Here is a 26,817-nt window from a genome sequence, read left to right as displayed (position 1 = left end):
GGTCATCCATTTTTATTATGTCGACATTTATTTTAAGAGCCTTTGCTGTGCCATATGTGAACAATTTATGTCTAAAATGTAAGCATAAAAAATCCCTCTTACAGAGGGATTTTCAGTCTCCCTCCTTTATTAAAGGAGGGGTTCGGGGAGGATTAAAGAATATTCCCTCTAAATTACCCTTTGCGAAGGAACTCTACAGAGGATTAAAGCAATTCAATCGCCACAGCAGTCGCTTCACCACCACCAATACATAGCGCTGCAATACCACGTTTACCACCAGTACGTTTTAATGCATGGATCAGCGTTAGGATAATACGTGAACCTGTAGAACCAACTGGATGTCCAAGCGCACAAGCACCCCCGTTGATATTTACTTTTTCAGCATCTAATTTAAATTCATCAATAGGGCACATCGTGACCATGGCAAAAGCTTCATTGATTTCCCATAAATCTACGTCAGCAACATTCCAACCCGATTTATCTAGAACTTTTTGAATTGCGCCCACAGGTGCAATGGTAAATTCTGAAGGATGCTGTGAATTTGATGCATAAGCCACAATTTTCGCGAGCGGATTTAAACCTTTTGCTGAAGCTAGATCTGCTGATGTTAAAACTAAAGCAGATGCACCATCAGAAATAGAACTGGCATTGGCAGCGGTAATTGTTCCATCTTTAGCAAAAGCAGGGCGCAGCGTTGGAATTTTTTCAATATTAGCGTTAAAAGGCTGTTCGTCTTTATCGATAATCACATCGCCTTTACGACTCGAAACAGTGACAGGCACGATTTCGTCAGCAAAATAACCCTCAGTAATTGCAGTTTGTGCACGTTTAAGCGAACGAATGGCGAAGTCATCCATTTGTTCACGTGTATAGCCTTTGGTATTTGCCATATCCTGCGCAAAAGAACCCATGAGTCGGCCCGTTTCTGCATCTTCTAGGCCATCTAAGAACATATGATCTTTAACATCACCATGGCCCATACGGTAGCCAGCACGTGCTTTGGTCAAAACATAAGGGGCATTGGTCATTGACTCCATACCACCTGCAACCACGACTTGAGCCGAACCTGCCTTAATCATATCTGCCGCTTGCATCACGGCCTTCATACCTGAACCACACAGCTTGTTGATGGTTACGGCACCAGTTGAATCTGGAAGACCGGCTTTACGCATCGCTTGACGGGCAGGACCTTGTTTCAGGCCAGCCGGAAGCACACAGCCCATAATGACTTCTTCAACATCTGTCGGTTGTAAACCCGCGCGTTCGATGGCTGCTTTAATCGTAACTGCGCCTAATTCTGGTGCAGTGACAGCGGCTAAACTCCCTTGAAAACCACCCATTGCTGTACGGGCACCATTCACGATGACGATATCAGTCATTACATGTCTCCATTTTCTTATACATTAATTTTTGAATACGTCAGCAGTATAAGTAAAATTGAACAGGAATAAAGCAAATTTAAAAGGCTGCTTTGGACTCACCGGTTCTCAAATTAGCAACTGGTTGGGTTTTCAAATCGGATATGTCCCATTCGACTTAAGACTGCTCGGATCGGTTGAAGCGTTGATTTCGAACAGTAGTAGAAACTGCCATTTGAACCATTGGGTAAACCGGAGCTAGCCTGAAAGGTGAGACTTGGAATGTGTAGAGTCCCACGCCAAGACAGATCGCCATATTTTAAGTTGAGTTTGTCTTGCAGTAATATTTTTTCATTTGCATCAACTTGACGGTTTTTATTACTGTCAATAAATATAATCAGACCACTGTTCCAGTTGTTAGGTTGGCAAAGTTTAAAGTCAAGACTAGGACAAATCACAATATTGGAATGATAAATAGTGGCATGAGCCCGTGCGAATGCATTGTGATTTTGAATAGTCGATTTGATGTTATTCGCTTCTCGCTGCGCCATTAAATTGTTGAAATGTGGTAAAGCTATCGTCACGATAATGACAATAATCGCAATTGAGACTAAAAGTTCAAATAAAGTAAAGCCAGTTTCTTTGTTGTAAGACATTGATTTAATCCAAAATTTAATATTATTTTTATATGTTTAGTGTTATATGTGTTTTTAATGGCGATATTAATTTTGAGTATAGAATTTTATTACTCAATTTTAGATAAAGCTGTTAAAATGAAAATAGCAAGTGACAATAGGCGATTCACTGCTCAAAATTGAGTAAAAATTTACCGAATTACAACGGAAATTGTAAGTAATTTTGTCAATAATTTACTTGATTAGATTAATCAAGCACTTGGAAAAAGAATAAAGTGTTTGTATGATTCAGCGTAAATAGCTTAAAAAAAAACTGGGGTATTAAGAAAGCCTATCTCAGGATAGCCAATTTTTCGGCTTGAGCTTGAACAACAATTGTTATCTCTGGAGGATAAATCCATGAAAATGAGTCGTATTGCATTAGCAATGCTCGTAGCTGCTCCTTTAGCAGCTGCAAACGCAGGCGTAACTGTTACTCCATTAATGCTTGGTTACACTTTCCAAGATTCTCAACACAACAACAGCCGTGGCAACCTTACTGAAGGTCCAGAGCTACAAGACGACTTGTTTGTTGGTGCAGCACTTGGTGTTGAATTAACTCCATGGTTAGGTTTCGAAGCTGAATATAACCAAGTTAAAGGTGATGTAGACGTTGATCACGGCGAATACAAACAAACTCAAATCAACGGTAACTTCTATGCTACTTCTGATTTGATTACTAAAAACTATGACAGCAAAGTTAAGCCATATGTATTGTTAGGTGCTGGTCACTATAAATACAAATTTGACGAAGCTCTTGCTCGTGGTGTAAACGGTACTGATCGTGGTACTACTGAAGAAGGTACTTTAGGTAACGCTGGTCTAGGTGCTTTCTGGCGCTTAAACGATGCTTTATCTCTACGTACTGAAGCTCGTGCTACTTACAACATCGATGAAGATTTCTGGAACTACACAGCTTTGGCTGGTCTTAACGTAGTTCTTGGCGGTCACTTGAAACCTGCTGCTCCTGTAGTTGAAGTTGCTCCTGTAACTCCAGTTGCTCCAGTTGCTCCAGCTCCTCAAGAGTTGACTGAAGATCTTAACATGGAACTTCGTGTGTTCTTTGATACAAACAAATCAAACATCAAAGATCAATACAAACCTGAAATTGCTAAAGTAGCTGAAAAATTAGGCGAATACCCTAATGCTACAGCGAACATCGAAGGTCACACAGATAACACTGGTCCACGTGCTCTAAACGAACGTTTATCACTAGCTCGTGCTAACTCTGTTAAATCTTCGCTTGTTAACGAATACAACGTTGACCCAGCTCGTTTATCTACTCAAGGTTTCGCGTGGGATCAACCAATCGCTGACAACAACACTAAAGAAGGCCGTGCTATGAACCGTCGCGTATTCGCTACGATTTCTGGTAGCCGTACTGTAGTGGCTCAACCTGGTCAAGCTCAATAATTTGAGTTTAACTTCGGTTAGAAAAAAGCGGCTCTTTTGAGTCGCTTTTTTTTTGTTAAAAATTTAAAAAAGGAGATTTAAATTTGGCTAAAAGGCACTAACGCAAAAGCGTTGTTTACTTTTAAATAATCGTTGGATGTAAAAGGATTTATCTATTCATGTGGCAATTAAGCATGTAAAAATTCAAACTATTGTATATTAATTAATCATCTGTTTGCCTAAGAGCTTTAATTGAACATAACCAGGTTGTATTTTTATTTTTTTATAAAAGCAATAAAAAAACAATTATTTACATTTGTCTTATCTACAATTTATAAAAAATGAATATTTATATTTTTCATTAAAAAAATATATTCATCGGGATTCATGATGCAGTTAAGAATTATTCTAAATATAATAATGATTCTTATTCAAATAAAACTAATCTTGAAATGATGAATAATTTTGCAAAAACACACTTAGTCCGTGCGATTTCAATCGCGATCTTAGGGGTGGGTACATCTGCAGCAGTGAATGCAGCAGAGCGAACCGTGCTTGAAACAATTGAAGTTGAGGTGTCAGCCGAAAAGCAGCTTGCAAATGGAAAATTGAAAGCGTAGACAGACCTTGGTGCACTGGGAAATAAAAAAATTGTTGATACGCCATTTAGCGTTGCTGCATATAGTGAAAAGTTAATTGAAGAACAGCAGGCTAGGACAGTTGGTGAAGTTTTAAAAAATGATGCGAGTATCCGTATTACAACCAACCAAGGTCATATAAACGAAAACTTTAATATTCGTGGCTTTGACATCAATCACGATGACATTGCACTCAATGGTATCTATGGTATGGCGCCTTATGGACGCGTACCGACTGAATTTCTAGATTCGGTAACGGTTTTAAAAGGCCCGAATGCCTTAGTTGCTGGGATGTCACCAGCAGGTGGGGTCGGTGGTGTGGTCATCGCTAAAACTAAGCGTGCAGATAAAGAAAAAACTCAAGTTTCAGCTTCAATGGAAGAAGGTGGTTTTTACCAATCAGGTTTTGACGTTTCACGTCGCTTTGGTGCTGAAAAAGAATTTGGCTTACGTGTGAATGGGGCTTATGGTCAAGGTGAGCACATCATAGAAGGCATGGATGATAAACATGCTTCAGGTGCAATTGCTGCTGATTATACAACAGATAAATTGAAACTGAATTTTGATGCGTATGCTGTACGTGATGACCGTAATGGTGGTTCGCCTGCGATGGTGGCATTTGGTGTCAAAGATGCTCATGGCCATACCTATAATGGCGTGCTTGCTGCACCTAAAGGCGATACCAATTATTTTAAAAATTTGGAAGGCCATACTGATAGTGAGTTTGTAGGCTTAAGTGGTGAATATGCATTTACACCTGACTTAAATGTTTATGCAGGTGTAGGACATATTGAAAAGGCCTATAGTGGCCATATTTTTGGTACGCGTCTTGTCGTTGGCCAAGCAGATGGTCATGCCACATCTCAGTACTATCGTACGGGGTCATCAGAGTCGATTACATCAGCAAATACAGGTATTCAATATAAGTTTAATACGGGTGCTGTAAAACATGCTGTAAATGTTCGAGCTGATTATTTGACCAAAGAAACAGATCAGCATGTTGCGGCAACACAAGAGAAAATTAATTCAACTAATTTGTATGATCCTGATACGACTGTAGGGATGCCTTCTGCGTACCCAGTGGTTAAACCGAATTTAGATAATAAATATACTAGCTATACGGTATCTGATCAGATTTCAATGTTAGATGATAAGTTGCAATTTATTGTTGGTGCACGTTATCAAGATATCGACACAAAGAATTTACAGAAAAATACAGGCTATCAAGACGATAAAATATCCCCAAGCTTAGGTGTTGTGGTTAAACCATTTGGTGAGAATCTTTCTATTTATGCAAACTATGTTGAAGGTCTTTCTGAAGGTGTAACGGTGAATAATGTTGCAGATGCCAACAATAATGTCACCTTTGCGCCATTCCAAACCAAACAATATGAATTGGGTGCTAAATATCAAACAGGTAGTTGGTTAAATACATTTGCACTTTATCAAATTGAAAAACCATCGACGATGTCTTCTGATTATTCTGATGGAAATACAGGTAGTAGTGTCAACCAAATCACAACAGATGATGCAGAAACACGTTCACGTGGCGTCGAGTGGGCATTTTCTGGGGAGATTTATACTGGACTAAATCTGATGGGTAGCTTGGCTTATATTGACGCTGAATATACCAAAGCAGCGGTGAAAAGTGGCGTAACCAATCAAGGTAATACGGTGTATGGTTTTCCTGACTTTACTGCTACACTCGGCTTGGATTATGCAGTGCCGTATGTGGATGGTTTGAATGTCAATGCACGTGCAAACTACGTGAGTGAACAGTACTTAAATGAAACTAATACACTTAAACTGCCAGACTACACAATTTTAGATCTTGGTGCGCGCTATAAAACTCAATTAGGTGGTGTGAACACAACGTTCTTAGCTAATATTGATAACGTGACTGATGAAAAATATTGGGAAGGTATATTTAACTCAGGTTATGCCTTAGTGGGTGGTCCACGTACTTATAAAGTTGGTGTGACTTTTGATTTCTAAGTTAGATTAGTTTTTTAATATAAAAAGCCACCTATTTAAGGTGGCTTTTTTGTTGATGAGTGATTCACGGAATATATTGCTTCACCACACCGTCATCTAGGAGTTGTTGGAAATGCTCAACCACACTGTTTTGAATATCACGGTATTCGATCCCTAATTCTTTCTTGCTCTTATCTGCATTAAAGTAAATTGGGTAACCCATATTGAGTTCAACAAATTTACGTGGGAAACCTGCAAGAGGGCCAAATGCTTTAAAGGCAAACTTCGGTAAGGTATTACGTGGAAATGGAAATTTATTCCCAAAATGTGCGCGTAATAATTTGCCCATGTCTAATAGGCTTAGTGTTCCACCACTAATAATATAACGTCCGCTTGCTGCGGGATTGAGAGCTGCTTGTACGTGCGCATCGGCAACATCGCGAACATCGACGATACCATTCCACATTGGTGGAACACCGGCCAAAGTCATACCATTGGCAAACTGTTGTAGCACTTCAACGCTTCCTGACTGTGTTGACGCAGTTAAAGATGGCCCCATGACCAATGCTGGATTGACACAAACCAGATCCCAACGGTTTTGTGCTTTTTGCATATCCCACGCTTTGCGCTCTGCCATTACTTTTGAATATGGATAAGGCTGATGAGTTTCTGAACTGGAGGTATTCCAGTGAGACTCATCAAATTCATTATGCTCGGTCTGTAGAATATCAATGGCATCACCATAGGTTGATGCGATGCTTGAAGTCACGACAACACGTTTTACTGACTCAGTTTTATTGACACTGTTGAGCACATTTTCAGTGCCTAAAATGGCTGGCTCAATAATATCTTTAATCGCGTCTTTATAGTTGGTCACTACAAAAGGAGATGCCATATGGATCACAATGTCACAACCTTGCATGGCTGAATCAAATGCACCCTCATCTAATAAATTGGCTTGGAATAGTTTTAAAGTGCCAGTTCCACCCGCTGCAATTTTTTCGAGATGTGCAAATCCTGATGTTTTATTCAGATCACGAACTGTGGCATGCACTGTATGACCTAATTCAAGTAAGTTTTTAATGACCCAACTGGCAATATAGCCTGTCGCGCCTGTGACGAGTATCTGTTTTGTTGTCTTGCTATTCATATTCTTCAACTTTAATTGACGCATTTTTTTATCATATTGAGAATATTTGGTTTTGTCTTTGATTGATTTGAAAAATATATGTTGATGATTGGGTTTAATACGCTCTAAATTCAGCAGAAAATGTATGTGAATGCTGTAAAAGTACTTTTTTTATTGATCTTAAAAAACGCGAATATGGGATGAATGTTGGATAGATGTATATTCTTATGATTATGGACGCAAAATCTCATAAATAGATGGACAAAGAGTCGTATCTAACTTGTGAGCTTTAATTTAAAGCCTAGATCAGAGTTATAGGCTTCTTCTGTTATTCCCAAGTAGAAATGTCCTACCTTAAAACCAAATAGAAATGTCCTATACAGGCATTTCCAAGTCAAGCACAGGATTCAGATTTCGTTGTTCAATCGCTGTTTTCTGTGCACGTCTACTTGGCATCTTTTGAGAACGATTGCGTTTGTTTTGTTGTTCCAGTTCTTCATGCTGTTGTTGGATATGATTCAGAACAGCACCCAACCGTTTATTCTCAACAATCTCTCGCTGATTCAGCTGACTTAATTTATCGAATAGGCTGTAATTGATCTTTCGGCCATCATGCATGAGGGATACAGTACCATCCGGGTATTCCAGGAACTCAAGATACTTACCGATCAACCTTTGATTTTCTTCGGTGTTTTCTAGGAGATATACGCATTTATCATAAGTAATCGTCAGGCTATTCGTGACTCTGCGGGGTTCACGCCAGGTAAAAACATCATCTAATTCTTCGGCTGTTTCAGCGATAGGCCGATGTAGATCCTTGGGATTAAAAGCCATCTTGGCGAATTTACGATTAAATTGCTCAATAAAGCACGGCAGCCACTTATTGGCATCTGCAATTGAACTGATGCCTTCTAGACGCATCTCCTTAATCAGACGATCCTGAAGTGTTCTATTCGCTCGTTCTACACGACCTTTGGCCTGGGGTGAATTAGCGAAGATAATATCGATATTCAGGGTGCTGAGTACGCGTCCAAACTGGGTAATCTTGGTATCTTTCTTGCTGCTTTGATTCACTCTAAAGACTGAATGTTTGTCGCTGTAAAACGCTAAGGGCTTGCCGTGCTGTTCGACATACAGGCGTGTCGAAATCATATAGTCAAAGGTTGATTCTGATTCACAGAAGCGTAAGTGCTGCAATTTTCCTGTGGCATCATCAATAAACACCAGCAAACAGCATTTAGCTGCACGTCCTTCGAGCCAGTCATGGTGAGAGCCATCGATTTGTACCAGTTCACCATAACAATCCCGGTTATAGCGTGGCTGATATGGGCGTTTCAGGCGCTTGGAGCGAGGAATCCACAGATCGGCTGCAATCATCCAGGAACGCAGGGTTTCTACTGAAAGATCGAATCCATGCCCGGTGGTGAGCTTTTCATGCGCTAAAGTGGGTCCGAAACCATGGAATTGATCAGCGACAAGATTGAGACACTTGAGCCTGATTTCTTCAGGAAGCCTGGAGTTGCTGGTTTGGCCACGACCAGCATGGGCTAATGCAGCTGGGCCTTGAGCTTTGTATTTCTGCAGTAAGCGTCTGATCTGACGTTCTGAAATATGAAGTAGCTGAGCAGCTTGGGATTGAGTTATGCGTTGATCACAGATTTCCTGTAAGACCGACAATCGTTTAAGTTCTTTATCCGACATAGACACCAACATATCAAACCGTCCGCTAAGGAAATTGCAGAAGTGCATATTCTAAAAGCGGACATTTCTACTTGGGAATAACACTAACTTTTATTTCATATAAATCATTATTTTATGCTGATATGAAAAGCCCTATCATCACAGATTGGGCTTTTTTGTTGATTCTTCATCTTCCACGGTTTTTTTAATGAAATCTAATGCTATAGCAACCAAAAATGTACAGATTAAATAAGAATAGATTTCCAAGTGGTTATTGATTTGCAGAAAGACAAATAAAAGGATAGGGGCGTCATTGAGCATTAAATTCACGTACAATATCGCTTAATTTGCAGGTCTAGATCCTGCCTTATCAGATGATTCTGTTCTCCCGTTGATTATTGGCATTCATATGGCGCAAGCAAAGAAATCTTTTCCGCAACAAAAATCGGAACTACATGCACGAAATCTGCATCGCAGTCGTTACGATTTTCCGCAGTTAATCAAGAGTTGTCCGGAACTTGCGCCTTTTGTCAGCCCAAATAAATATAATGATTTATCGGTAGATTTTTCTGATCCGCACGCTGTGAAAATGCTCAACAAAGCATTGCTCAAGCATTTTTATGGCATTCAATATTGGGATATTCCTCAAGATTATCTTTGCCCACCTATTCCGGGTAGAGCGGACTATATCCACTATATAGCTGACCTGTTGAGTGCAAACAATAAAGGGCAGATTCCAACTGGACACGCCGTTCAAGTCTTAGATATTGGGGTTGGCGCGAACTGTATTTATCCGATCATTGGTCATCGGAGCTATGGTTGGAAATTTGTCGGCTCAGACATACATGCTGCATCGGTTAAAAGTGCTCAATTTATTGTGGAGGCCAATCCGAATCTGCGTAAAGGGATTCAGATTCGATTGCAGAAGACAGCGAGCAATATTTTCAATGGTGTGATTAAACCTTCAGATCGTTTTGATTTGACCATGTGTAATCCACCATTTCATGCCTCGCAAGATGAAGCCAACGCGACAGCAACGCAAAAATTAAGAAAACTGGGTAAGCCAGTTAATCGGACCAAGGTGGTATTGAACTTTGGTGGTCAAAAGAACGAACTCTGGTGTGATGGTGGTGAAGAACGATTTGTCTGCCAAATGGTGCAAGAGAGTATTCATTTTGCTGAGCAATGCCTTTGGTTTAGTACGCTGGTTTCCAAGAAAACAACATTGCCCGTGCTTTTAAAGGCCTTAGCGAAGAGCGGCGCAGTGGATGTGAAAACCATTAAAATGACGCAGGGACAAAAAGAAAGCCGTTTTGTCGCTTGGACTTTTCTAGATTTAAGGCAACAGCAAGCGTGGAAGAATGCACGTTGGACTTCAGCTTAAGTCTGTCTTCGTTGGAGATTTTCGCCTTGTCTTTGACAGCAATGCATAGGGCATCAATATAAAGTTTCCCATAGCGATAAGCTCAGTGTGTTGAATCAATCAGGAGATATTTTTGCTAAACAAGACGCATTGTTAATTGTTACAAAAAACAGCATCCAGCGATTTTTGATTATTTCGTGTTCTAAATGCCTTAAATTTTCTGCAAGGGCTTCTTTTATATGTGAAAAATGCGCGGAATTGAACTGCAAATGCGTATGTTTATCATTTAAATTTTATATAAATCATAAACTTACAAAAATTATATTTTGCATTCATTTTGAAACTTGTCCATAATATTTGAAAAGGGTATGGAGTGAAGAAAATGCGTGGCAATCCAGAAGTCGTAGACTACTTAAATATGCTGATCGGTGGCGAACTGGCTGCTCGTGATCAATACTTAATTCATTCCCGTATGTATGAAGATTGGGGCTTAAGTAAAATCTTTGAACGTATCGATCATGAAAGCCAAGAAGAAGGCTCACATGCAGATGCATTGATTCGGCGCGTATTGTTCCTTGAAGGAACGCCGAATATGAATCGTGATGATATTGAAGTCGGTACAGACGTTGTGACTTGTTTAAAAGCGGATTTGGCGCTTGAATATCATGTTCGTGAGAAACTTGCACAAGGCGTAAAATTGTGTGAAGAAAAGGGTGACTATGTGACCCGTGATATGCTCCGTCAGCAAATGTCAGATACTGAAGAAGATCATACTTACTGGCTTGAAAAGCAAATGCGTTTGATCGAACTTATTGGTCTACCAAACTATATTCAGTCTCAAATGTAATTTAAAAAATATCCAAAAAACCCAGCTTCTGCTGGGTTTTTTATTGGGCCATGAAAACTATTGTTGTAGTTTTTTAATATCTGCCAAGACTTGCGCCGCATGTGTCTGTGTATTCACACTGGTGTAGTGATAAACAATAATGCCTTTCGGATCAATCAGAAAGGTTTCACGTTTGGCAACTTTCAAAATCCCTAAGTTTCGTACAATACCTAACTGTGTCGCCAGTTTATGTTGTTGATCGGCAAGAATTGGAAAGGGAAGTCCTAGTGCTTTAGAGAACTTTTGATGTGATGCAACATCATCTAAGCTTGCGCCCAAAACAACAGCATTACTTTTCAAAAATTGTGGATATAGGGTTTTAAATTGATTGGCTTCTTCTGTACAACCGGGTGAGTTGTCTTTAGGGTAAAAGTACAGAACGAGCCATTTCCCTTGATATTGCTTCAGTTCGTGCCATTTTCCATTTTGATCTTGCAATTTAAAGTTGGGTGCGGGTGTGCCTACCCATTGTTTTTGTTTGTTTTGACTGGTGCTGAGTATTGATGTTTCGGCAACTGTGATTTGGGTAGTTGCTATTAAAGCACATGTCATTAAACAGATTTTTAGCAATGAAGAAACTTTCATAGAGCATCAGTTTATATCGTTCTTTATCCGATCTTAGCAAATTTTAAAGCGCTGTAGGCTAGCTGATTTTATATTTATCAAAGTCGATTTCGAATGTCTTTTGGCAAACCGGTTGATGTGCTGAAATGCCACTATCAAACGTGCTCTGAACTTTTATACTATGTGGAATCGTTTAATTTTAGAGTTTGCATTGAAACAACAGATTTTACTTATTACTGGTTGGGGCGGCGGTCGTAAATTACTTGCTCCTTTACAGCAGGCATTGATCGCTCAAGGTTATCAGGTCGAATTATGGAATATTTTTGATGCCTTAAATCTAGCAGTGCTGGAACAGAAAGTTGAATTGGCGCAGCAATTTGATGTGATTATTGGCTGGTCCCTTGGTGGTCAATTGGCGACGATTTTGGTAGATGAAATTCAAAAAAAATATCAACAACAGAAAGTGCTGATCACATTAGGCTCAAATCCAAGTTTTGTGGCTCATGAACAGTGGCCTGCTGCGATGGATCAAGCGAGTTTTCAAAGCTTCAAACAATCTTTCGAGCAGGATGCTATTTCTACCTTAAAGAAGTTTGGTTATATGGTTTGTCAGGGTACTGATAGCACTAAGCAAGATTTCATCACCTTGCAAAGTTTGATTCAAGCGCAAAATTTAGATGTGCTTCGAGCAGGATTGAACTGTTTGGGGAAGCTTAATAATGTCAGTATCTTGAAAAATTACACTGGTCATCAATACCATTTGTTTGCTAAGCAAGATTTTTTAGTTAGTTACAAAGTTGAACGCTTACTGCGTAATTTAGCTGTAAAGTTTTTGGAGACTGAATTGGTTTCTGGCTCACATGGCTTTCCATTGTTTCAATCTGAAGTCATAAGTTGCAAAATCTGCCAATATTTAAAGAAAATAGAACAAATCTCTGAATAGCTGGGCTTTATGGCAATTTATTTTTCCTTGCCGTGGGTTTAACATCTTGCCACATTGATGTTTAAGCCTGATACATGGAGTGAGGGATGGCCAATTTAACCGATCTACAATTTGATCAGCAGCATATTTGGCATCCCTATACATCGATGACTCAGCCCCTTCCAACGTTTAAAGTGAAACGTGCTCAAGGGGTGATAATTGAGCTTGAAGATGGTCGTCAATTGATTGATGGTATGTCTTCATGGTGGTGTGCGATTCATGGTTATAACCATCCCGAGCTAAATCAAGCTGTGACCGATCAACTGCAACAAATGTCACATATCATGTTTGGTGGATTGACGCATGATCCTGCGATTCAACTTGCTAAGTTACTGTTAAAAATCACCCCGCCCAGTTTAGATAAAATTTTCTTTGCCGATTCAGGTTCGGTTGCTGTCGAAGTGGCCTTAAAAATGGCAGTGCAGTATTGGGCGTCTTTGCATCAACCGAATAAAACCAATTTTGTCACTCCACGTTCTGGCTATCATGGCGACACTTGGAATGCGATGTCTGTGTGTGATCCCGTGACAGGGATGCATCAAATTTTTGGTCCAAGTTTACCAAATCGAATTTTTGTTCCTGCGCCGCAAATTGGCTTTGACCAAGTGTGGAATCCTGCGGATATTGCTGAACTGGAAAAGACACTCGCCGAACAGCATGAAAATATTGCGGGATTGATTCTAGAGCCCATTGTGCAAGGTGCAGGAGGCATGCGTTTTTATCACCCAGAATATTTACGTCAAGCTAAATTACTCTGTGAGAAATATCAGGTCTTATTGATTTTTGATGAAATTGCCACAGGCTTTGGCCGTACCGGAAAATTATTTGCATGGGAATGGGCTGAAGTTGAGCCAGATATTATGTGTATTGGTAAAGGACTGACAGGCGGTTATATGACCTTGTCTGCAACCCTGACTACGCAGAAAGTCGCGAATACGATTAGCCAAGGCGAAGCCGGCGTGTTTATGCATGGCCCAACCTTTATGGCGAATCCGCTGGCGTGTGCAGTTGCGCTGAAAAGTACCCAACTTTTAATGCAACAGGACTGGGCGAGTAATATTCAACGTATAGAACAACAGCTAAAGTTGGGCTTGAGTTCGTTAGCTAAACTCAATTATGTGCAAGATGTGCGAATACTTGGTGCTATTGGTGTGGTGGAATTGACCTTTAATGTCGATATGAAAACGCTACAACAGGAGTTTGTTCGTCGTGGTATTTGGATTCGTCCATTCGGTAAGCTAGTGTATGTGATGCCACCCTATATTATTTCTGAGTATGAATTAAAAATTTTGCTAGAACAAATGGTTGAGGTGGTGAAAAACATGGGGCAGTCGGTATGAATCTGCTTAGCCATTTTTCAGATCAACTTGATCAACTGAAACAGCAAGGCAACTTACGTCAGTTCACTTCTAATCTTCAGCACGATCATTGCATCAGTATTCACGATCACAATATGTTGAATTTAGCGTCAAATGACTATTTAGGTCTGGCTTCAAACCTACATCTACGTGAACAGTTTTTTGATGAAACCCCGAACGCACAGCGTTGGATGAGCTCATCCTCTTCGCGTTTATTAACTGGAAACTTTCCTGAATATGAACAACTTGAATCAACATTAAGTGATGCCTTTCATGGCCGATCAGCACTGCTCTTTAATAGTGGCTATCACATGAATATCGGGATTTTACCTGCACTGGCAGACAGTAAAACCTTGATATTGGCGGATAAGCTGATTCATGCCAGTATGATTGATGGCATCCGATTATCGAGTGCGAAATATGTACGTTATCGCCATAATGATTTGGCACATTTATCTCAGCTTTTATGCAAATATCATGAAGATGAGGCTTTTGAGCGGATCATTGTAGTGACGGAATCGATTTTCAGCATGGATGGTGATGAAACAGATTTAGCTGAACTGGTACGGATCAAAAGGCAATTTAGCAAAGTCATGCTGTATGTCGATGAAGCGCATGCCATTGGTGTGCGCGGTGGGCGAGGTTTAGGTTGTGCTGAACAATATCAAGTGATGGATGATATTGATCTTTTAGTCGGAACATTTGGTAAAGCACTGGCTTCAATAGGGGGGTATCTCATCTGTCATTCGATTATTCGTGACTATTTGATTAACTCGATGCGACCGTTGATTTTTAGTACCGCACAGCCCCCGATCTGTATGGCGTGGACAGATTTTATCTTCAAGAATGTTTTAAATTTAAAAGCAGAGCGTCAATATTTACAGCAAATCAGTCAAAGTTTGCAGCGAGCTGTGCAAGACAAAGGTTTTGATTGTCCATCTACATCACATATTGTGCCCGTCATTATTGGCGAGTCGAATAAAACTGTAGCAAAGGCTCAAGCTTTGCAAGCGGCAGGTTTTTATATCATGCCTGTACGTCCACCCACTGTGCCGCAGCATAGTTCGCGCTTACGCATTTCACTCACTGCTCAAATTACACAAACTGATTTGGATCAGTTGACTCAATTGTTGTGAGTGACTTGTGAATAATTTTGAGATTGATAAATCCCAAGTGGCGTTGCGCTTTGCTCAGGCAGGGCACAGCTATGCTGAACATGCCGTAGCACAAAAAGAGATTGCTCAACATTTATTTGAGTTGATGCAGCAGTATTGTCCAAAGTTGCAAAACCACCCCGTAGAAACCGTTTTTGAAATTGGATGTGGCTCGGGGAATTTAAGCCATTTAATGCTGGAAAATATGCAAATCAATCATTTGGTTTTAAATGATCTGTATGCAGAAATTCAACAGCATTTTCCGTTAAATCCACAGATTCAGTGCAGGCTTGGAGATATCGAACAACTTGAATTTCCACAGCATATCGACTTGATCGCATCCAGTTCGGCTTTGCAATGGGTAGGAAACTTTGCGGGCATTGTCGAAAAAGCCTTTCAAAGTTTAAATCAAGAGGCATATTTTTGTTTTTCGACTTTTGGGCAGCAGAATTTACAGGAAATAAAAGCTTTGACTGGGCAGGGTTTGGACTACCTCGATGTTGATATGCTTCAAGCTATATTAAGTCAAAATGGTTTTGAAATTCTGCATCTTTCAGAGCAGACAGCGGCATTATATTTTGATCATCCAAAGCAGGTTTTGCAGCATTTAAAAGCGACAGGTGTGACTGCGACAGCCTCACATTTTCGTTGGACGAAACAATCGCTCTTTGATTTTTATTCAGCATATCAACAGTTTTCTTTGCGCGATGAAACTGGGCAGATGCGTTATGCACTGACCTATCATCCGATTTTTTGTATTGCACGGAGAATGCCATGACAGGGCAAGTTTATTTCATTAGTGGGATCGATACAGGCATCGGTAAAACATATACCACGGGCTATTTGGCTAAAATATGGAATGAACAAGGGGCGCGAACGATCACGCAAAAGTTGATTCAAACAGGCAATGTCGATATTTCTGAAGATATAGAACAACATCGTCAAATTATGGGTACGGGGTTGTTGGTCGAAGATGAAACTAAACTCACGATGCCTGAAATATTTAGTTATCCTGCGTCGCCACATCTCGCCACCAAACTTGATGGACGTGACATTGATTTTGCTAAAATTGAATATGCGACAAAACGTTTAACTGAAAAATATGACAACGTTTTACTCGAAGGTGCGGGAGGGTTGATGGTGCCATTGACTACGGACCTTTTAACCATCGACTATGTTGTAGAGAAGCAATATCCCGTTATTTTGGTGACTTCGGGGCGTTTGGGCAGCATTAACCATACGATTTTAAGTTTGGAAGCACTAAAAAGTCGTGGCTTGGCGCTTTATGCACTGGCTTATAATTTAAATGATGAATCGCAAGATGTATTGATTTCTAAAGATACTGCTGAATATTTAAAAGCATATTTAGCCAAACACTTTCCAGAGGCGTTATGGATTGATGTTCCTGTATTGGCATAATGGGCTAACTCTATATATTGACAATGATTGGGTGTAATTATGACGGATCATGCGTTTATAGAACTTGCGATTCAACTTGCGAAAGAAAATATTGAGCAAGGTGGGCGACCATTTGGTGCTGTGATCGTTAAGCATGGTGCTGTGGTGAGTACAGGGGTGAATGAAATATTAATCTCAGGCGATCCGACATCTCATGCCGAGTTAAATGCATTAAGACAAGCCGCACAAAATTTAAATACGACGTCTTTGAAGAACTGTGTCGTTTATGCGAGCGGACAACCGTGTCCAATGTGTTTGGCAGCTCTGCGAATGGTTGGAGTTGAAAAAATTGTGTATGCCTATTCAAATGCTGATGCAGAAGCCTATGGCTTATCTACAGCAGAGATTGCCGAAAAATTAAGACATGAACCTCATGAACAGCAAGGGTTGAGTTTTAGTCAGTTAAAGCCAAATTGTGATCATGAGCTATATGAATTTTGGAAGCAGAAAAATACTTAATAAATACTAAGAGTTTCTTTCTGAGTCACTAACTGTATAGATTTCTGTGAAGAATTAAAAAAGCCAACTGAGGTGATCAGTTGGCTTTTTTTGTTGGGGAGCAATTATTGATTTGCTGAGACCCCAATTTTTTTGACATTCAAACGTTGTGCTGCTGCCATCACCATAGCGACATCTTTATATTCTGTCATTTTGTCAGGTTGCACTTTGATCGTATCTTGATCTGCTTGTTGTGCAACACCAGCAAAAAGTGTTTCTAAAGCTTGCTTATTGGCAACGGGTTGACCATTCCAAAATAATTTACCTTGCGCATCAATCCGTAAAGTGACCGGCTCAGGCGGCTTTTCATTGGTTGGCGGTGGCGTACCGTTTGGCAAATCAATATTGATCGAGTTATTTGGAATTGGAATTGTGATAATAAACATAATGAGCAAAACCAACATCACATCGATCAATGGCGTCATGTTGACGTCCAACATAACATCATCGTCTTTATCGGAACCGACATTCATTCCCATACCTTGTCCCTCATCCGATTATGGTGCGGCAACAGGGGTGGTGACAAAAGCAATTTTGCCAATTCCTGCTGCTTGTGTTGCACTAATGACTTCATCAATCGCTTCATATTTTGTCACCTGATCGCCACGGATATGAACTTCAGGTTGCGGACGCTTTTTAGCTTCCGCTTGTAGTCGACTGATCAGCGTATCTTTATCTGCAATGTATTTTTCATTCCAGAAGATATCGCCATTTTTATTGACAGCAATCTGAATATTGATCGGTTTAGTTTCATAAGGCGTATTCTTTTCCTCAGGCAACTTCACCGGAACTGTATGGATTGCAACAGGTACTGTAATTAAGAAAATAATGAGCAGCACCAACATAATATCAACCAAAGGTGTTGTGTTAATGGCTGAAATTACATCATCTTCGTCACCATCTGAATTGACCATCATTCCCATGGCTGATGCCTCTCTTATTTTGTGTCGTTATTATTGTTTTTGATCTCACCGCTTAAAAGTACGGTGTGTAGATCTGAACCAAAGGTACGAACATTATCTAGAACTGCTTTATTACGACGTGTTAACCAGTTATAGCCAAGAACCGCAGGTACTGCTACAGCCAAACCAATTGCCGTCATAATTAGGGCTTCACCGACTGGGCCTGCAACTTTATCAATAGATGCTTGACCTGAAATACCAATTGCCGTTAAAGCATGGTAAATACCCCAAACTGTACCGAATAAACCCACAAATGGTGCAGTCGAACCTACAGTAGCGAGGAAAGCTAATCCACCACTTAAATGGCTTTGAATTTTATCGATAGCACGCTGGATTGAAATAGTTACCCATGTGTTGAAGTCAATACGTTCCAGCAGATTACCGCCGTGTTTTTTGGTTGAATTAATGCCTTTTTCTGCAATAAAGCGGTATGCACTCGATTCGTCTAAGGTTTCTGCAGCGCTATCAATTGAAGCTGCATCCCAAAATTTAGCTTCAGCTTCTTTGCCTTGGCGCTTAATTTTAGCTTGTTGAATAAATTTAGTGACCATGATGTACCAAGTTCCAATCGACATCAGGACCAAGATAAAGAGTGTCGATTTAGCAACGATGTCACCTTCACGCCATAGTGCTTCTAAGCCATACGGGTTGTGGACTTCTTGGGTTGCTGCTGGTTTTGGTGGTGGCGTGTGTGTTCCATCATCGGTAATTTGAATTTTATCTTCACTGATTTCGACTTTAACCATACTTGGCGGTGTTGCAGATTCTTCAGCAAATACAGATTGAAGCGGGAGTAATGTAGTTGTTGCTAATACAGTTGCTGATGCAAAAATACGTGCTGATTTCATCATTTTATTCATTCATATTCTCCAAATTTTTGTAGATTCATTAATCAAGTTTAAATTCGTATTCAATATCAAACCAATCTTCAACTGGCTCACCATTTTTGAGTGCAGGCTTAAATGTACATAAGCTGAATGCTTTGCTAGCAGCCTTATCTAGAGATTTAGTACCACTCGATTTTTTGACCTTCACTTGTTTCGCACTGCCGTCAGGCCCAACCAATACAGAGATGCGGACAGTTCCTACTTCTTCTGCCATTGCAGCTTCACGAGGGTAATCTGGTTCTTTACATCCAACGCTACCCTCAGATGCACCACGTGTTTCCCCAGCTGGTTTTGGAGCAGGGGCAGGAGCGGGTGCTGCCGCAGCGATTGGTGCAGGTGCTGCAACAGGGCTAGGAGATGGAGAGGCTGTAGGCGTAGGTGTTGAAACGGCTTTCACTGTTTGTGTTGGTGCAGCTTTTTCAACAACCTTTTGTTCAGGTTGAGGGTCTGGTGTTTTGAGCACTTCCTTAACGAGTTTTGGTAATTCAGGTGGTTTTTCAATTGGTTTCGGTTTTTCTGGCTCAGGTTTTTTATCTTGAATAATGATTAATTCAACAGGTTCTTCTACAGTTTTCTCACCTTTTTTGGACAGGCCAGTAATTAATCCGTAGAGTACAATGAGATGCAGAAGAATGACTGCCCCAATTCCGATCAGGCGTTTGCCGGAATTATTTTCTAATTCGGAAAAGCTTTTGCCCATTACTACTCCTGAAATGTGAGACAAACAATCAATAGTGAAATTGGCACTTGAGATATAAGTGTTTTTTGCATTTTTTATGTTTGACTAATTAAATAAATTAACGCTACTAACACGGTTAGACGAGTAACCGTGTTAGCAAAGTTATGTTTTAGAAGAATTTATATGTACCACGTACAAAGTAAGTACGTCCTGTTGGATCGCTGTAGCGAGGGTCATAACCATACTGTGCATTGTTTTTTGCGTCAGATGCAGCTGGCTCGGCATCAAACATATTTTTGATACCTGCTGTAAGCTCTAGATTTTTAAAGCCTTTGTAAGTACCTGCAACGTTATACAAGGTATAGTCAGCAACATCACGAGTTTCAGATGCGTCTTCATAACCGCGGGTGAATTGTTGTTCGAAACGCAATCCCCAGTTTTCATATGCCCAATTTAGGTTGGCCGTATGTTTCCAGCGGACAACTGCAGGGTCATCATAAACACCGACTAAGCCTTCCCATTCACCGCCTTTTTCAGTTTGGTAATCCATTTTGATGACATAAGTACCATCAATACCGAAGCCCCAACGTCCTGTAGGTGTATTTGGAGTTTGATAATTTAGACTTAAATCAACACCAGAAGTTTTTAAACCACCCATGTTTTGCAGTGTTGTATTTAAATACTGAATTCGGCCATCTGGTGCATATACAATTAAGTTACCGTATTGACTAAGATTGTCGAAAATCATGTCAGGTGTAATTGAACCAACAAGATCTTCAATTTCAATATTGTAGTAATCAGCAGTAAAGACTAAGTTTTTGATTGGTTCAAAGACGAAACCAGCTGTATATGATGTTGATTCTTCAGGTTGAAGATCTGGGTTACCACCTTGCTTGCGTTTGAATTGCATACCACATTGGTCGGCGTAGTTAACATCATTTGGCTTGCCCTCAGCATCACAAAATCTTGGATTGTCGAAGCTGGCGCTAGTGTATGTTTCGCTTTGTGGAGCGTTGATTTCCCAAAGGCTTGGGGCACGGAAACCAGTGCTATATGACGAACGGAACATCAATTGCTTTGTCGGTTCCCAACGTAATGAAACTTTCGGGTTGAATGTATCGCCGAAATCACTGAAATCATCATAACGCGCTGCAAGTTGAGCTTCTAAGGTTGGTAAAATCGGAATGTGGAATTCTGTAAAGAATGCTGTATTTTCACGATCACCTTTACTGATTGGTTTATCAGGGTCTATACCACTACCAGGAACTAAAGCGACAATCGGTGAGTTTACTTTAGCCTCCCAATCTTGCTTAGTGAAACTACCACCGAATGCAAAACCAACTTCACCCGCAGGTAGTTCGAAAATTGGTCGGCTAATTGTGAAGTCAACAGAAGTTGATTCTAAACTCGCGACGTTTGTTTTACCTCTAACATCAAAAGTCGACCATTTCCCTGCATCTTCAGGTGCTTGCGCACCAAATGGATTAAGTGTTCCATCATTCAGCGCATCTTGTACTTTCTCCATGTTGAGATAGCCGCTCTTGAAGCTGTCACTTGATTCACCTTTGGCATATGTCACCCCAGCATTCACATCCCAGCCTAAAGCTTCACCTTCAATTCCGGCAAAGACACGATTCGATTCATTAATGGTGTGTGATACACGATTACCAGCTTGAGAACGAAGATAAAGGGCAGCTTCATCATCTTTTAAACCAGTTATACCTGGAGTTATGCCATTGCCAGGGTAGTATTTACTTGTATTCGGAATAGTTAGGCTACCACCCCAAACATCTGGAGCAATAGAAGTGGTGACTTCGCTTTTTGTATAGATGTATTCAGCAACAGCATTGATATTGTCATTGATTTTAATTGTAGCTTTACCAAGAGCAGATAGTGTTTCTTCTTCCGGAATAATACCAATCAATGCTTGGGTATTAAGTAAACAGCGTGTACCAGAGACAAATGTATTTGGTGCATTATTACAGTTATCGTTGATATACGGGTTAACAATACCAACGCCTGAATCACCGATATTTGCAGGGAATCCAGCTGTCGATCCAATTGCCATACCGAGTTCAGGAATTAAACCGCCACGTTTACTGACTTTACGATCTTTAGCCCAGATTGGGTCGGTTTTACGATAATCGATAACACCATAGACATTAAAACCTTGTTCATCTAAATCGCCATAACCACCAAAAATAGAGACGTCCTTTTTATCGCCTCCAGCTTCTTCAGGTGCAAATATACCTCCGCTAATACCAGCGCCTGTATATTGTTTTTTAGTGATAAAGTTGATTACACCTGCGATTGCATCTGCACCATAAACGGCAGATGCACCATCACGTAGGACTTCGACGCGGTCTACCATTGCCAATGGAATGATATTCAAATTGACTTCTGAAGTACTGAATGGACTATTTGCCAGACGGCGACCATTTAAAAGGACAAGTGTTTTATCGGTACCAATACCACGTAAATTTGCTGAAGAACCAGAGGTATTACTTTTACCAATATTCTGGGAAGTCACAAAGCCAGCCTGGTTAGCACTGACTTTATTCATCGCTTCTTCCACAGTGGTAACACCCTGTTTAATTAATTCTTCAGCTTTAATCACCGTAATTGGTGATGCACTCTGTGCTGCTACCCCTTTAATTGAAGAGCCTGTTACGGTCACTTTAGCTACTTTTGGCTGAGCTTTCTCTTCTTCGTCCGTATTATCTGCTGCATGCGCTAAAGATAAACACAGCATACTTAAACTAAGAGTACTTAATTTAAGTATTGTTTTGCTAAATGGTGTGCCCCCCACAGATTTAGCATTTTTTTTCTCTTTCATAGTAAAAGTATTCCTTTTTGTTGTAGTTAGCGATATTGCTTGATTCTTTTTAAGCAATTCAAGTGCCATATTTATATTTAAATTTTATTTTCAAATATAAAATACTGATAAATATCTACATTATTGATTTTAAATTGGAGAAATTTAAGATGAACGGTAAGTATATTTTTTAAAATTATCCTTTTGATTGGGGTTTGTTGGGAATTTAACATTTGATCAAAAAAAAATTTAAAAACATGATTAGGTGCAAATTAAACCATAAAAAGTGTGATTTAATTCATATTTATGTGTTTGATTTATAAGGCTAATAAGAGAAATAAATAAAAAATAAAAACCATAAATTCAGTGGCTTAGTTGTCTGTTGTCTGTCATTTCATCTGAACATGATCCATTATGAATCAGGAATGTATTATATTTGTGCAGAATGTGCATGGATGAGTACACATCCAAGAGTTGAATTTTTGATAAAAACGAGCTTTACTCGGAAAGTCGCTATTAGTATAAATTTATCTTAAAAAATGAATTTAAAAGGATATTTAATTCAGATAACTTTCAACCAAGGAGTGGTGGCATGAATTTCGCTTTATATTAATTGCTGTATTAAGTTCTACGTTTAAAACTCAATTTAAACTAGATTGTTTTATTTTAGTGAGGGTGGCTTTATTTAAAGTCTGCTTGCGGCTTTGTATTATTAAAAAATCATCAGAAAGGAAAAGGTTTGGAAACTAGAAAATTTAAAATAGCGCTCCTTGCATTATTAATTTCAACAGGGATGATGGCCGAGGTTCAAGCTTCTGCACAATCGAATAAAGTTTTAAATATTGCATTTGAAGCACCTGATGATGGTTTTGATATGGTCAAAACCTATAATTATTATAGTGGCAATATTGCGGAAGCCATTTTTGAACCCTTATTGAAATATGACTATCTAGCACGTCCTGTTGTTCTTGTTCCAAATACCATTGAAGCGATGCCAAAGATTGAACAAGAAGGAAAAGTCTATACCTTCAAAATCAAAAGAGGCATCCATTTTTCAGATGATCCAGCCTTTAAGGGAAAAAAACGCGAGCTAGTTGCGCAAGATTACATTTACGCGATTCAACGAATTTTAGATCCAGCTAACCGTTCTCCGACCTATTCATTTATTGATGGCAAAATCTTAGGAGGGGATGCGGTCGTTGCGGATGCAAAGAAGTCAGGAAAATTTAATTACAATGCGGCTATTGCCGGCCTAAAAGCGATAGATCCTTATACTTTGCAAATTACTTTGACGCGCCCTGACTATAATTTTCAATATATTTTGGCCTATGTTACGTTTGGTGCAATTTCAAAAGAAGTTGTTGAATTTTATGGCAATAAAATTGCACAGCATCCTGTGGGAACGGGACCGTATCAGCTCAGTAAATATGTGCCACGTAGCAAGATCGAACTGGTTGCAAACCCGAATTATCGTGGTTTTGTCTGGAATTTTAAATCGACAGGCACAGCTTGGGACAATCAGTTAGTTAAAGAAATGAACGGGAAGAAAATGCCGCAAATCGGCAAAGTTTCCGTCAGTATTATTGAAGAAGAACAGTCACGGTGGTTAGCATTTAAAACAGGGCAGCTGAATTTTGATAAATTGACCTCAAATGCAGTACCGCAAGCCTTAGATTCGCAAAATAAACTTAAGCCTGATATGCAAAAGCTCGGCATTAAGCATTATCCAAATAAAGATGCTGAAATCACCTACAGCATGTTCAATATGCAAGACCCGCTTGTCGGTGGTCAAAGCCTTGAAAAGATTGCGTTACGCCGTGCTATCAGCATGTCATACAATCAAGCTGAAGCGATTAAACAGTTATATCAAGGGCAGGCCGTAAAGGCTGAAATGTTTTTGCCAGAAGGTGTGAGTGGCTTTAATCCAAAATATCGCAGCAGTTTGGGATATAACCCATTGCTGGCCAATAAATTACTGGATCGATTTGGGTATAAGAAAGGTGCTGATGGTTATCGAACCTTGCCCGATGGTAAAGCGTTGACCTTAAAAATAAATACTGAAAATAGCTCTAAATCAGTGATTCAATCTGAGTTGTGGAAAAAAAATCTCGATGCCATTGGGATACGGGTACAGTTTAAGGTCAGTAACTTTGCTGATAATTTAAAAGAAGCAATGCAATGTAAATATATGATGTGGTCAGGAGCGTGGATTGCAGATTATCCTGAAGGGGAGAACTTTGCTCAATTACTATATGGGCCAAATTCAGGACAAGGGAATTTAAGTTGTTATCAATCTAAAGCTTATGACGCTTTATATAAACAAGCAATTGTGTTGAAACCTAAAGATCGTGAACCTTTTTATGAAAAAATGAACCGTCAAATTGAAGCGGATAACCCTTGGATTATCCATTCTACACGGATTCGTAATTGGTTAATTCACCCTGAAATTCAGGGGTATAAAACACATCCAATGATGAACACCAGTTGGCAATATCTCGATATTCAGCCTAGTAAAAAATAATTGAGTCAGGATTACAATGAAGCGAAATTCGAATTTTACGCTAACCAAATTTGCTACAGCGTGTTTGATGGGGGGAGTGCTATTCAGTGCGATGCCGACATTAGCAATGGCAAAGAATCCAGCAGATCCAAATAAAGTTTTACGTCATATTTTCCCTGTCGCAGAAACAGGTTTTGACCCAGTTGGCGTACATGATCTGTATTCTGCACATGTGAATACCTCAATCTTTGAAACCTTATATACCTATGACTATTTAGCATCACCAGCAAAGTTGGTTCCTAAAACGGCGGCTGCGATGCCAGAAATCAGTGCTGATGGTTTGACTTATACCATTCGCCTGCAAAGAGGCATTTATTTTGCGGATGATCCTGTATTTAAGGGCAAAAAAAGAGAATTAACCTCGGCTGATTATGCATATACCTTTAGACGTTTAGTCGATCCACAACTTCGTTCACCAAACAGTTGGCTACTTGATGGTCGTATTTTAGGGATGGAGAAGGTTTTAGAAAAGGCAAAAAAAACAGGTAAGTTTGATTATGATGCGCCCATTGAAGGCATACAAACCCCTGATCGGTATACCCTTGTCATTCGTTTAAATTCTCCAGATCAAAACTTTCCAATGTTATTGGCTCATCAACCTGCATCGGCCATGGCACGTGAAGTGGTCGAAAAATATCGAGACAAAGCGGGTTTTGTGATGGGTAAACCTGTGGGCACAGGGCCATATATTTTGACACGCTGGACACCTGGTTCACGAATTATTTTAAAGGCCAATCCAAACTATCGTGGCTTTGTCTGGGACTTTAAAGCATCAGATGCCAAAGATGAAAAGATTGTAAAAGCCATGCAAGGCAAAAAAATGCCGCAAATTGGCGTGATTGATATTCAGGTGATGGAAGAATCACAATCACGTTGGTTGACCTTTGCAAAAAATGAAGCGGATTTGTTGGTACTAGATGGAGATTTGTCGGTACAAGCCTTAAAAGATGGAGAGCTAAAGCCTGAGTTGGCTAAAAAAGGCATCCAAATGTCGCGGATTTCTGACCCCTCTATCGACTATCACTATTGGAATATGCAAAACCCTGTGGTTGGAGGTTTTAGTAAAGAAAAAATTGCATTACGTCGTGCAATGGCGATGGCTTATTCAGCAGATAATCAAATCAAAATTTTGATGAATGGTGATGCACAAAAATTACAAAGCCCAATTCCACTCGGCGTTGTCGGCTATGACCCGAATTATAAGTCGAGTATTCCATACTCAGTTAAAGCGGCAAATTTATTGCTCGATCGTTATAACTATAAAGTCGGCGCAGATGGTTGGCGTACTCAACCGAATGGTAAACCGCTTACGATTGAAATGACGATATCGGGCAATAGTAGCCGTAGTCAGCAGTTGGGCGAATTTTGGAAGAAAACTTTAGATAGCATCAAAATTAAAATGACAACAAAGTCGATGCCATTTGCAGAAGCTTTAAAAGCCGAAAAACAGTGTAAAACCATGTTTAAAGCATCTGCATGGATCGCAGACTATCCAGATGCAGACAATTTTATGCAATTGTTCTATGGCAAAAATATCAATGTCACCAACAACGGCTGTTCAAAAATTCCTGAATACGACCGTTTATATGAACAGACGCAGCGTATGAAACCGGGACCGGAGCGTGATGCAATCTATCGGAAAATGTCACGCATATTAGAAGTGTACATGCCTGTCCAAATTAATTATGCACGTTACCGTAGTGTGTTGTCGCAACCACGCGTGATTGGTTATAAAAAGCATCCAATTTTGGCAACAGAATGGATGTACATCGATATTGACCCGAAAAAATAAAATGGAACAAAACT

At 39.9% G+C, this 26,817-nt stretch carries 21 protein-coding genes and 1 pseudogene; 12 read left to right on the top strand and 10 right to left on the bottom strand.

Annotation, left to right across the window (positions count from 1 at the left end; translation table 11 throughout):
- Positions 1-203 precede the first annotated feature (203 nt).
- Together FTU79_RS12090 and FTU79_RS12085 are read right to left on the bottom strand one after the other, a co-directional pair.
- Complete coding sequence (locus FTU79_RS12090; protein ID WP_180050276.1) at positions 204-1,379, bottom strand: acetyl-CoA C-acyltransferase; 1,176 nt, start codon at positions 1,377-1,379, stop codon at positions 204-206.
- Between the two features lie 113 nt (positions 1,380-1,492).
- The gene (locus FTU79_RS12085) at positions 1,493-2,014 is read right to left on the bottom strand and encodes a GspH/FimT family protein (RefSeq protein ID WP_180026711.1); all 522 of its coding nucleotides are present in this window, start codon (positions 2,012-2,014) and stop codon (positions 1,493-1,495) included.
- A 378-nt stretch (positions 2,015-2,392) separates the two neighbouring features.
- Between FTU79_RS12085 and omp38 the strand changes: the two genes are divergently transcribed.
- Both omp38 and FTU79_RS12075 read left to right on the top strand, forming a co-directional pair.
- Entirely contained in the window at positions 2,393-3,445 is a 1,053-nt protein-coding gene (omp38, locus tag FTU79_RS12080) for an outer membrane protein Omp38 (RefSeq protein WP_180026712.1), read from the top strand.
- Between the two features lie 434 nt (positions 3,446-3,879).
- Positions 3,880-6,057: pseudogene (locus tag FTU79_RS12075) on the top strand (TonB-dependent receptor).
- Positions 6,058-6,121: 64 nt separating this feature from the next.
- On the opposite strand, the gene FTU79_RS12070 reads toward FTU79_RS12075, so the two are convergent.
- Positions 6,122-7,210, bottom strand: a complete 1,089-nt coding sequence (locus FTU79_RS12070) for an aldehyde reductase (protein ID WP_257224304.1) — start codon at positions 7,208-7,210, stop codon at positions 6,122-6,124.
- A gap of 330 nt (positions 7,211-7,540) precedes the next feature.
- Positions 7,541-8,866, bottom strand: coding sequence for an ISNCY family transposase (locus tag FTU79_RS12065; protein WP_180050273.1), 1,326 nt, complete (start codon positions 8,864-8,866; stop codon positions 7,541-7,543).
- Positions 8,867-9,254: 388 nt separating this feature from the next.
- Here FTU79_RS12065 and rlmF point away from each other — a divergent pair, with 388 nt between their 5' ends.
- Both rlmF and bfr read left to right on the top strand, forming a co-directional pair.
- On the top strand, positions 9,255-10,229 hold the full coding sequence (gene rlmF, locus FTU79_RS12060; protein WP_180005444.1) for a 23S rRNA (adenine(1618)-N(6))-methyltransferase RlmF: 975 nt from the start codon (positions 9,255-9,257) through the stop codon (positions 10,227-10,229).
- A 361-nt stretch (positions 10,230-10,590) separates the two neighbouring features.
- Positions 10,591-11,055 (top strand): bacterioferritin, encoded by a 465-nt coding sequence (gene bfr, locus FTU79_RS12055; protein WP_067762676.1) that lies wholly within the window; start codon positions 10,591-10,593, stop codon positions 11,053-11,055.
- A 57-nt stretch (positions 11,056-11,112) separates the two neighbouring features.
- On the opposite strand, the gene FTU79_RS12050 is transcribed toward bfr, so the two are convergent.
- Positions 11,113-11,679 (bottom strand): peroxiredoxin, encoded by a 567-nt coding sequence (locus FTU79_RS12050; RefSeq protein ID WP_180050270.1) that lies wholly within the window; start codon positions 11,677-11,679, stop codon positions 11,113-11,115.
- Between the two features lie 160 nt (positions 11,680-11,839).
- Between FTU79_RS12050 and FTU79_RS12045 the strand changes: the two genes are divergently transcribed.
- The 6 genes from FTU79_RS12045 (at position 11,840) to FTU79_RS12020 (ending at position 17,069) form a co-directional block, all read left to right on the top strand.
- Complete coding sequence (locus FTU79_RS12045) at positions 11,840-12,601, top strand: YqiA/YcfP family alpha/beta fold hydrolase (RefSeq protein WP_180050267.1); 762 nt, start codon at positions 11,840-11,842, stop codon at positions 12,599-12,601.
- 86 nt (positions 12,602-12,687) lie between these two features.
- On the top strand, positions 12,688-13,980 hold the full coding sequence (bioA, locus tag FTU79_RS12040; RefSeq protein ID WP_180050264.1) for an adenosylmethionine--8-amino-7-oxononanoate transaminase: 1,293 nt from the start codon (positions 12,688-12,690) through the stop codon (positions 13,978-13,980).
- On the top strand, positions 13,977-15,134 hold the full coding sequence (locus tag FTU79_RS12035) for an 8-amino-7-oxononanoate synthase (protein WP_180050261.1): 1,158 nt from the start codon (positions 13,977-13,979) through the stop codon (positions 15,132-15,134). Before bioA ends, FTU79_RS12035 begins: the two co-directional genes overlap by 4 nt.
- A gap of 7 nt (positions 15,135-15,141) precedes the next feature.
- Positions 15,142-15,930, top strand: coding sequence for a malonyl-ACP O-methyltransferase BioC (gene bioC, locus FTU79_RS12030; protein WP_180050258.1), 789 nt, complete (start codon positions 15,142-15,144; stop codon positions 15,928-15,930).
- Positions 15,927-16,571, top strand: a complete 645-nt coding sequence (gene bioD, locus FTU79_RS12025; protein WP_180050256.1) for a dethiobiotin synthase — start codon at positions 15,927-15,929, stop codon at positions 16,569-16,571. The genes bioC and bioD overlap by 4 nt, the downstream gene beginning before the upstream one ends.
- Before the next feature lie 39 nt (positions 16,572-16,610).
- The gene (locus FTU79_RS12020) at positions 16,611-17,069 is read left to right on the top strand and encodes a nucleoside deaminase (protein WP_180050253.1); all 459 of its coding nucleotides are present in this window, start codon (positions 16,611-16,613) and stop codon (positions 17,067-17,069) included.
- A gap of 104 nt (positions 17,070-17,173) precedes the next feature.
- Here FTU79_RS12020 and FTU79_RS12015 read toward each other — a convergent pair whose 3' ends face one another.
- From FTU79_RS12015 to FTU79_RS11995, 5 genes are all read right to left on the bottom strand, one after another.
- A complete protein-coding gene (locus FTU79_RS12015; RefSeq protein WP_078190075.1) occupies positions 17,174-17,587 on the bottom strand; it encodes a biopolymer transporter ExbD in 414 nt (137 codons plus the stop codon).
- Between the two features lie 18 nt (positions 17,588-17,605).
- Positions 17,606-18,031 carry a biopolymer transporter ExbD gene (locus FTU79_RS12010; protein WP_078190074.1) on the bottom strand — a complete coding sequence of 142 codons (426 nt, stop codon included), beginning with the start codon at positions 18,029-18,031 and terminating at the stop codon, positions 17,606-17,608.
- A 14-nt stretch (positions 18,032-18,045) separates the two neighbouring features.
- A complete protein-coding gene (locus FTU79_RS12005) occupies positions 18,046-18,921 on the bottom strand; it encodes a MotA/TolQ/ExbB proton channel family protein (protein WP_373685391.1) in 876 nt (291 codons plus the stop codon).
- 37 nt (positions 18,922-18,958) lie between these two features.
- Complete coding sequence (locus tag FTU79_RS12000; protein ID WP_180026721.1) at positions 18,959-19,657, bottom strand: energy transducer TonB; 699 nt, start codon at positions 19,655-19,657, stop codon at positions 18,959-18,961.
- Between the two features lie 148 nt (positions 19,658-19,805).
- Positions 19,806-22,472 (bottom strand): TonB-dependent receptor, encoded by a 2,667-nt coding sequence (locus FTU79_RS11995; protein ID WP_168379578.1) that lies wholly within the window; start codon positions 22,470-22,472, stop codon positions 19,806-19,808.
- Between the two features lie 772 nt (positions 22,473-23,244).
- On the opposite strand from FTU79_RS11995, the gene FTU79_RS11990 reads away from it, so the two are divergent.
- Together FTU79_RS11990 and FTU79_RS11985 are read left to right on the top strand one after the other, a co-directional pair.
- On the top strand, positions 23,245-24,972 hold the full coding sequence (locus tag FTU79_RS11990; RefSeq protein ID WP_180050335.1) for an ABC transporter substrate-binding protein: 1,728 nt from the start codon (positions 23,245-23,247) through the stop codon (positions 24,970-24,972).
- A 67-nt stretch (positions 24,973-25,039) separates the two neighbouring features.
- Positions 25,040-26,803: an ABC transporter substrate-binding protein gene (locus tag FTU79_RS11985; RefSeq protein ID WP_373685390.1), complete on the top strand. Its 1,764-nt coding sequence runs from the start codon at positions 25,040-25,042 to the stop codon at positions 26,801-26,803.
- The last annotated feature ends 14 nt before the right edge of the window (positions 26,804-26,817 follow it).

This window comes from Acinetobacter sp. YH12144 (genome assembly GCF_013418345.1).
GTDB classification, from domain to species: domain Bacteria; phylum Pseudomonadota; class Gammaproteobacteria; order Pseudomonadales; family Moraxellaceae; genus Acinetobacter; species Acinetobacter amyesii.
The sequence above is the reverse complement of the archived record's forward strand: the minus strand, read 5'-3'. Positions and strand labels throughout refer to the sequence as shown.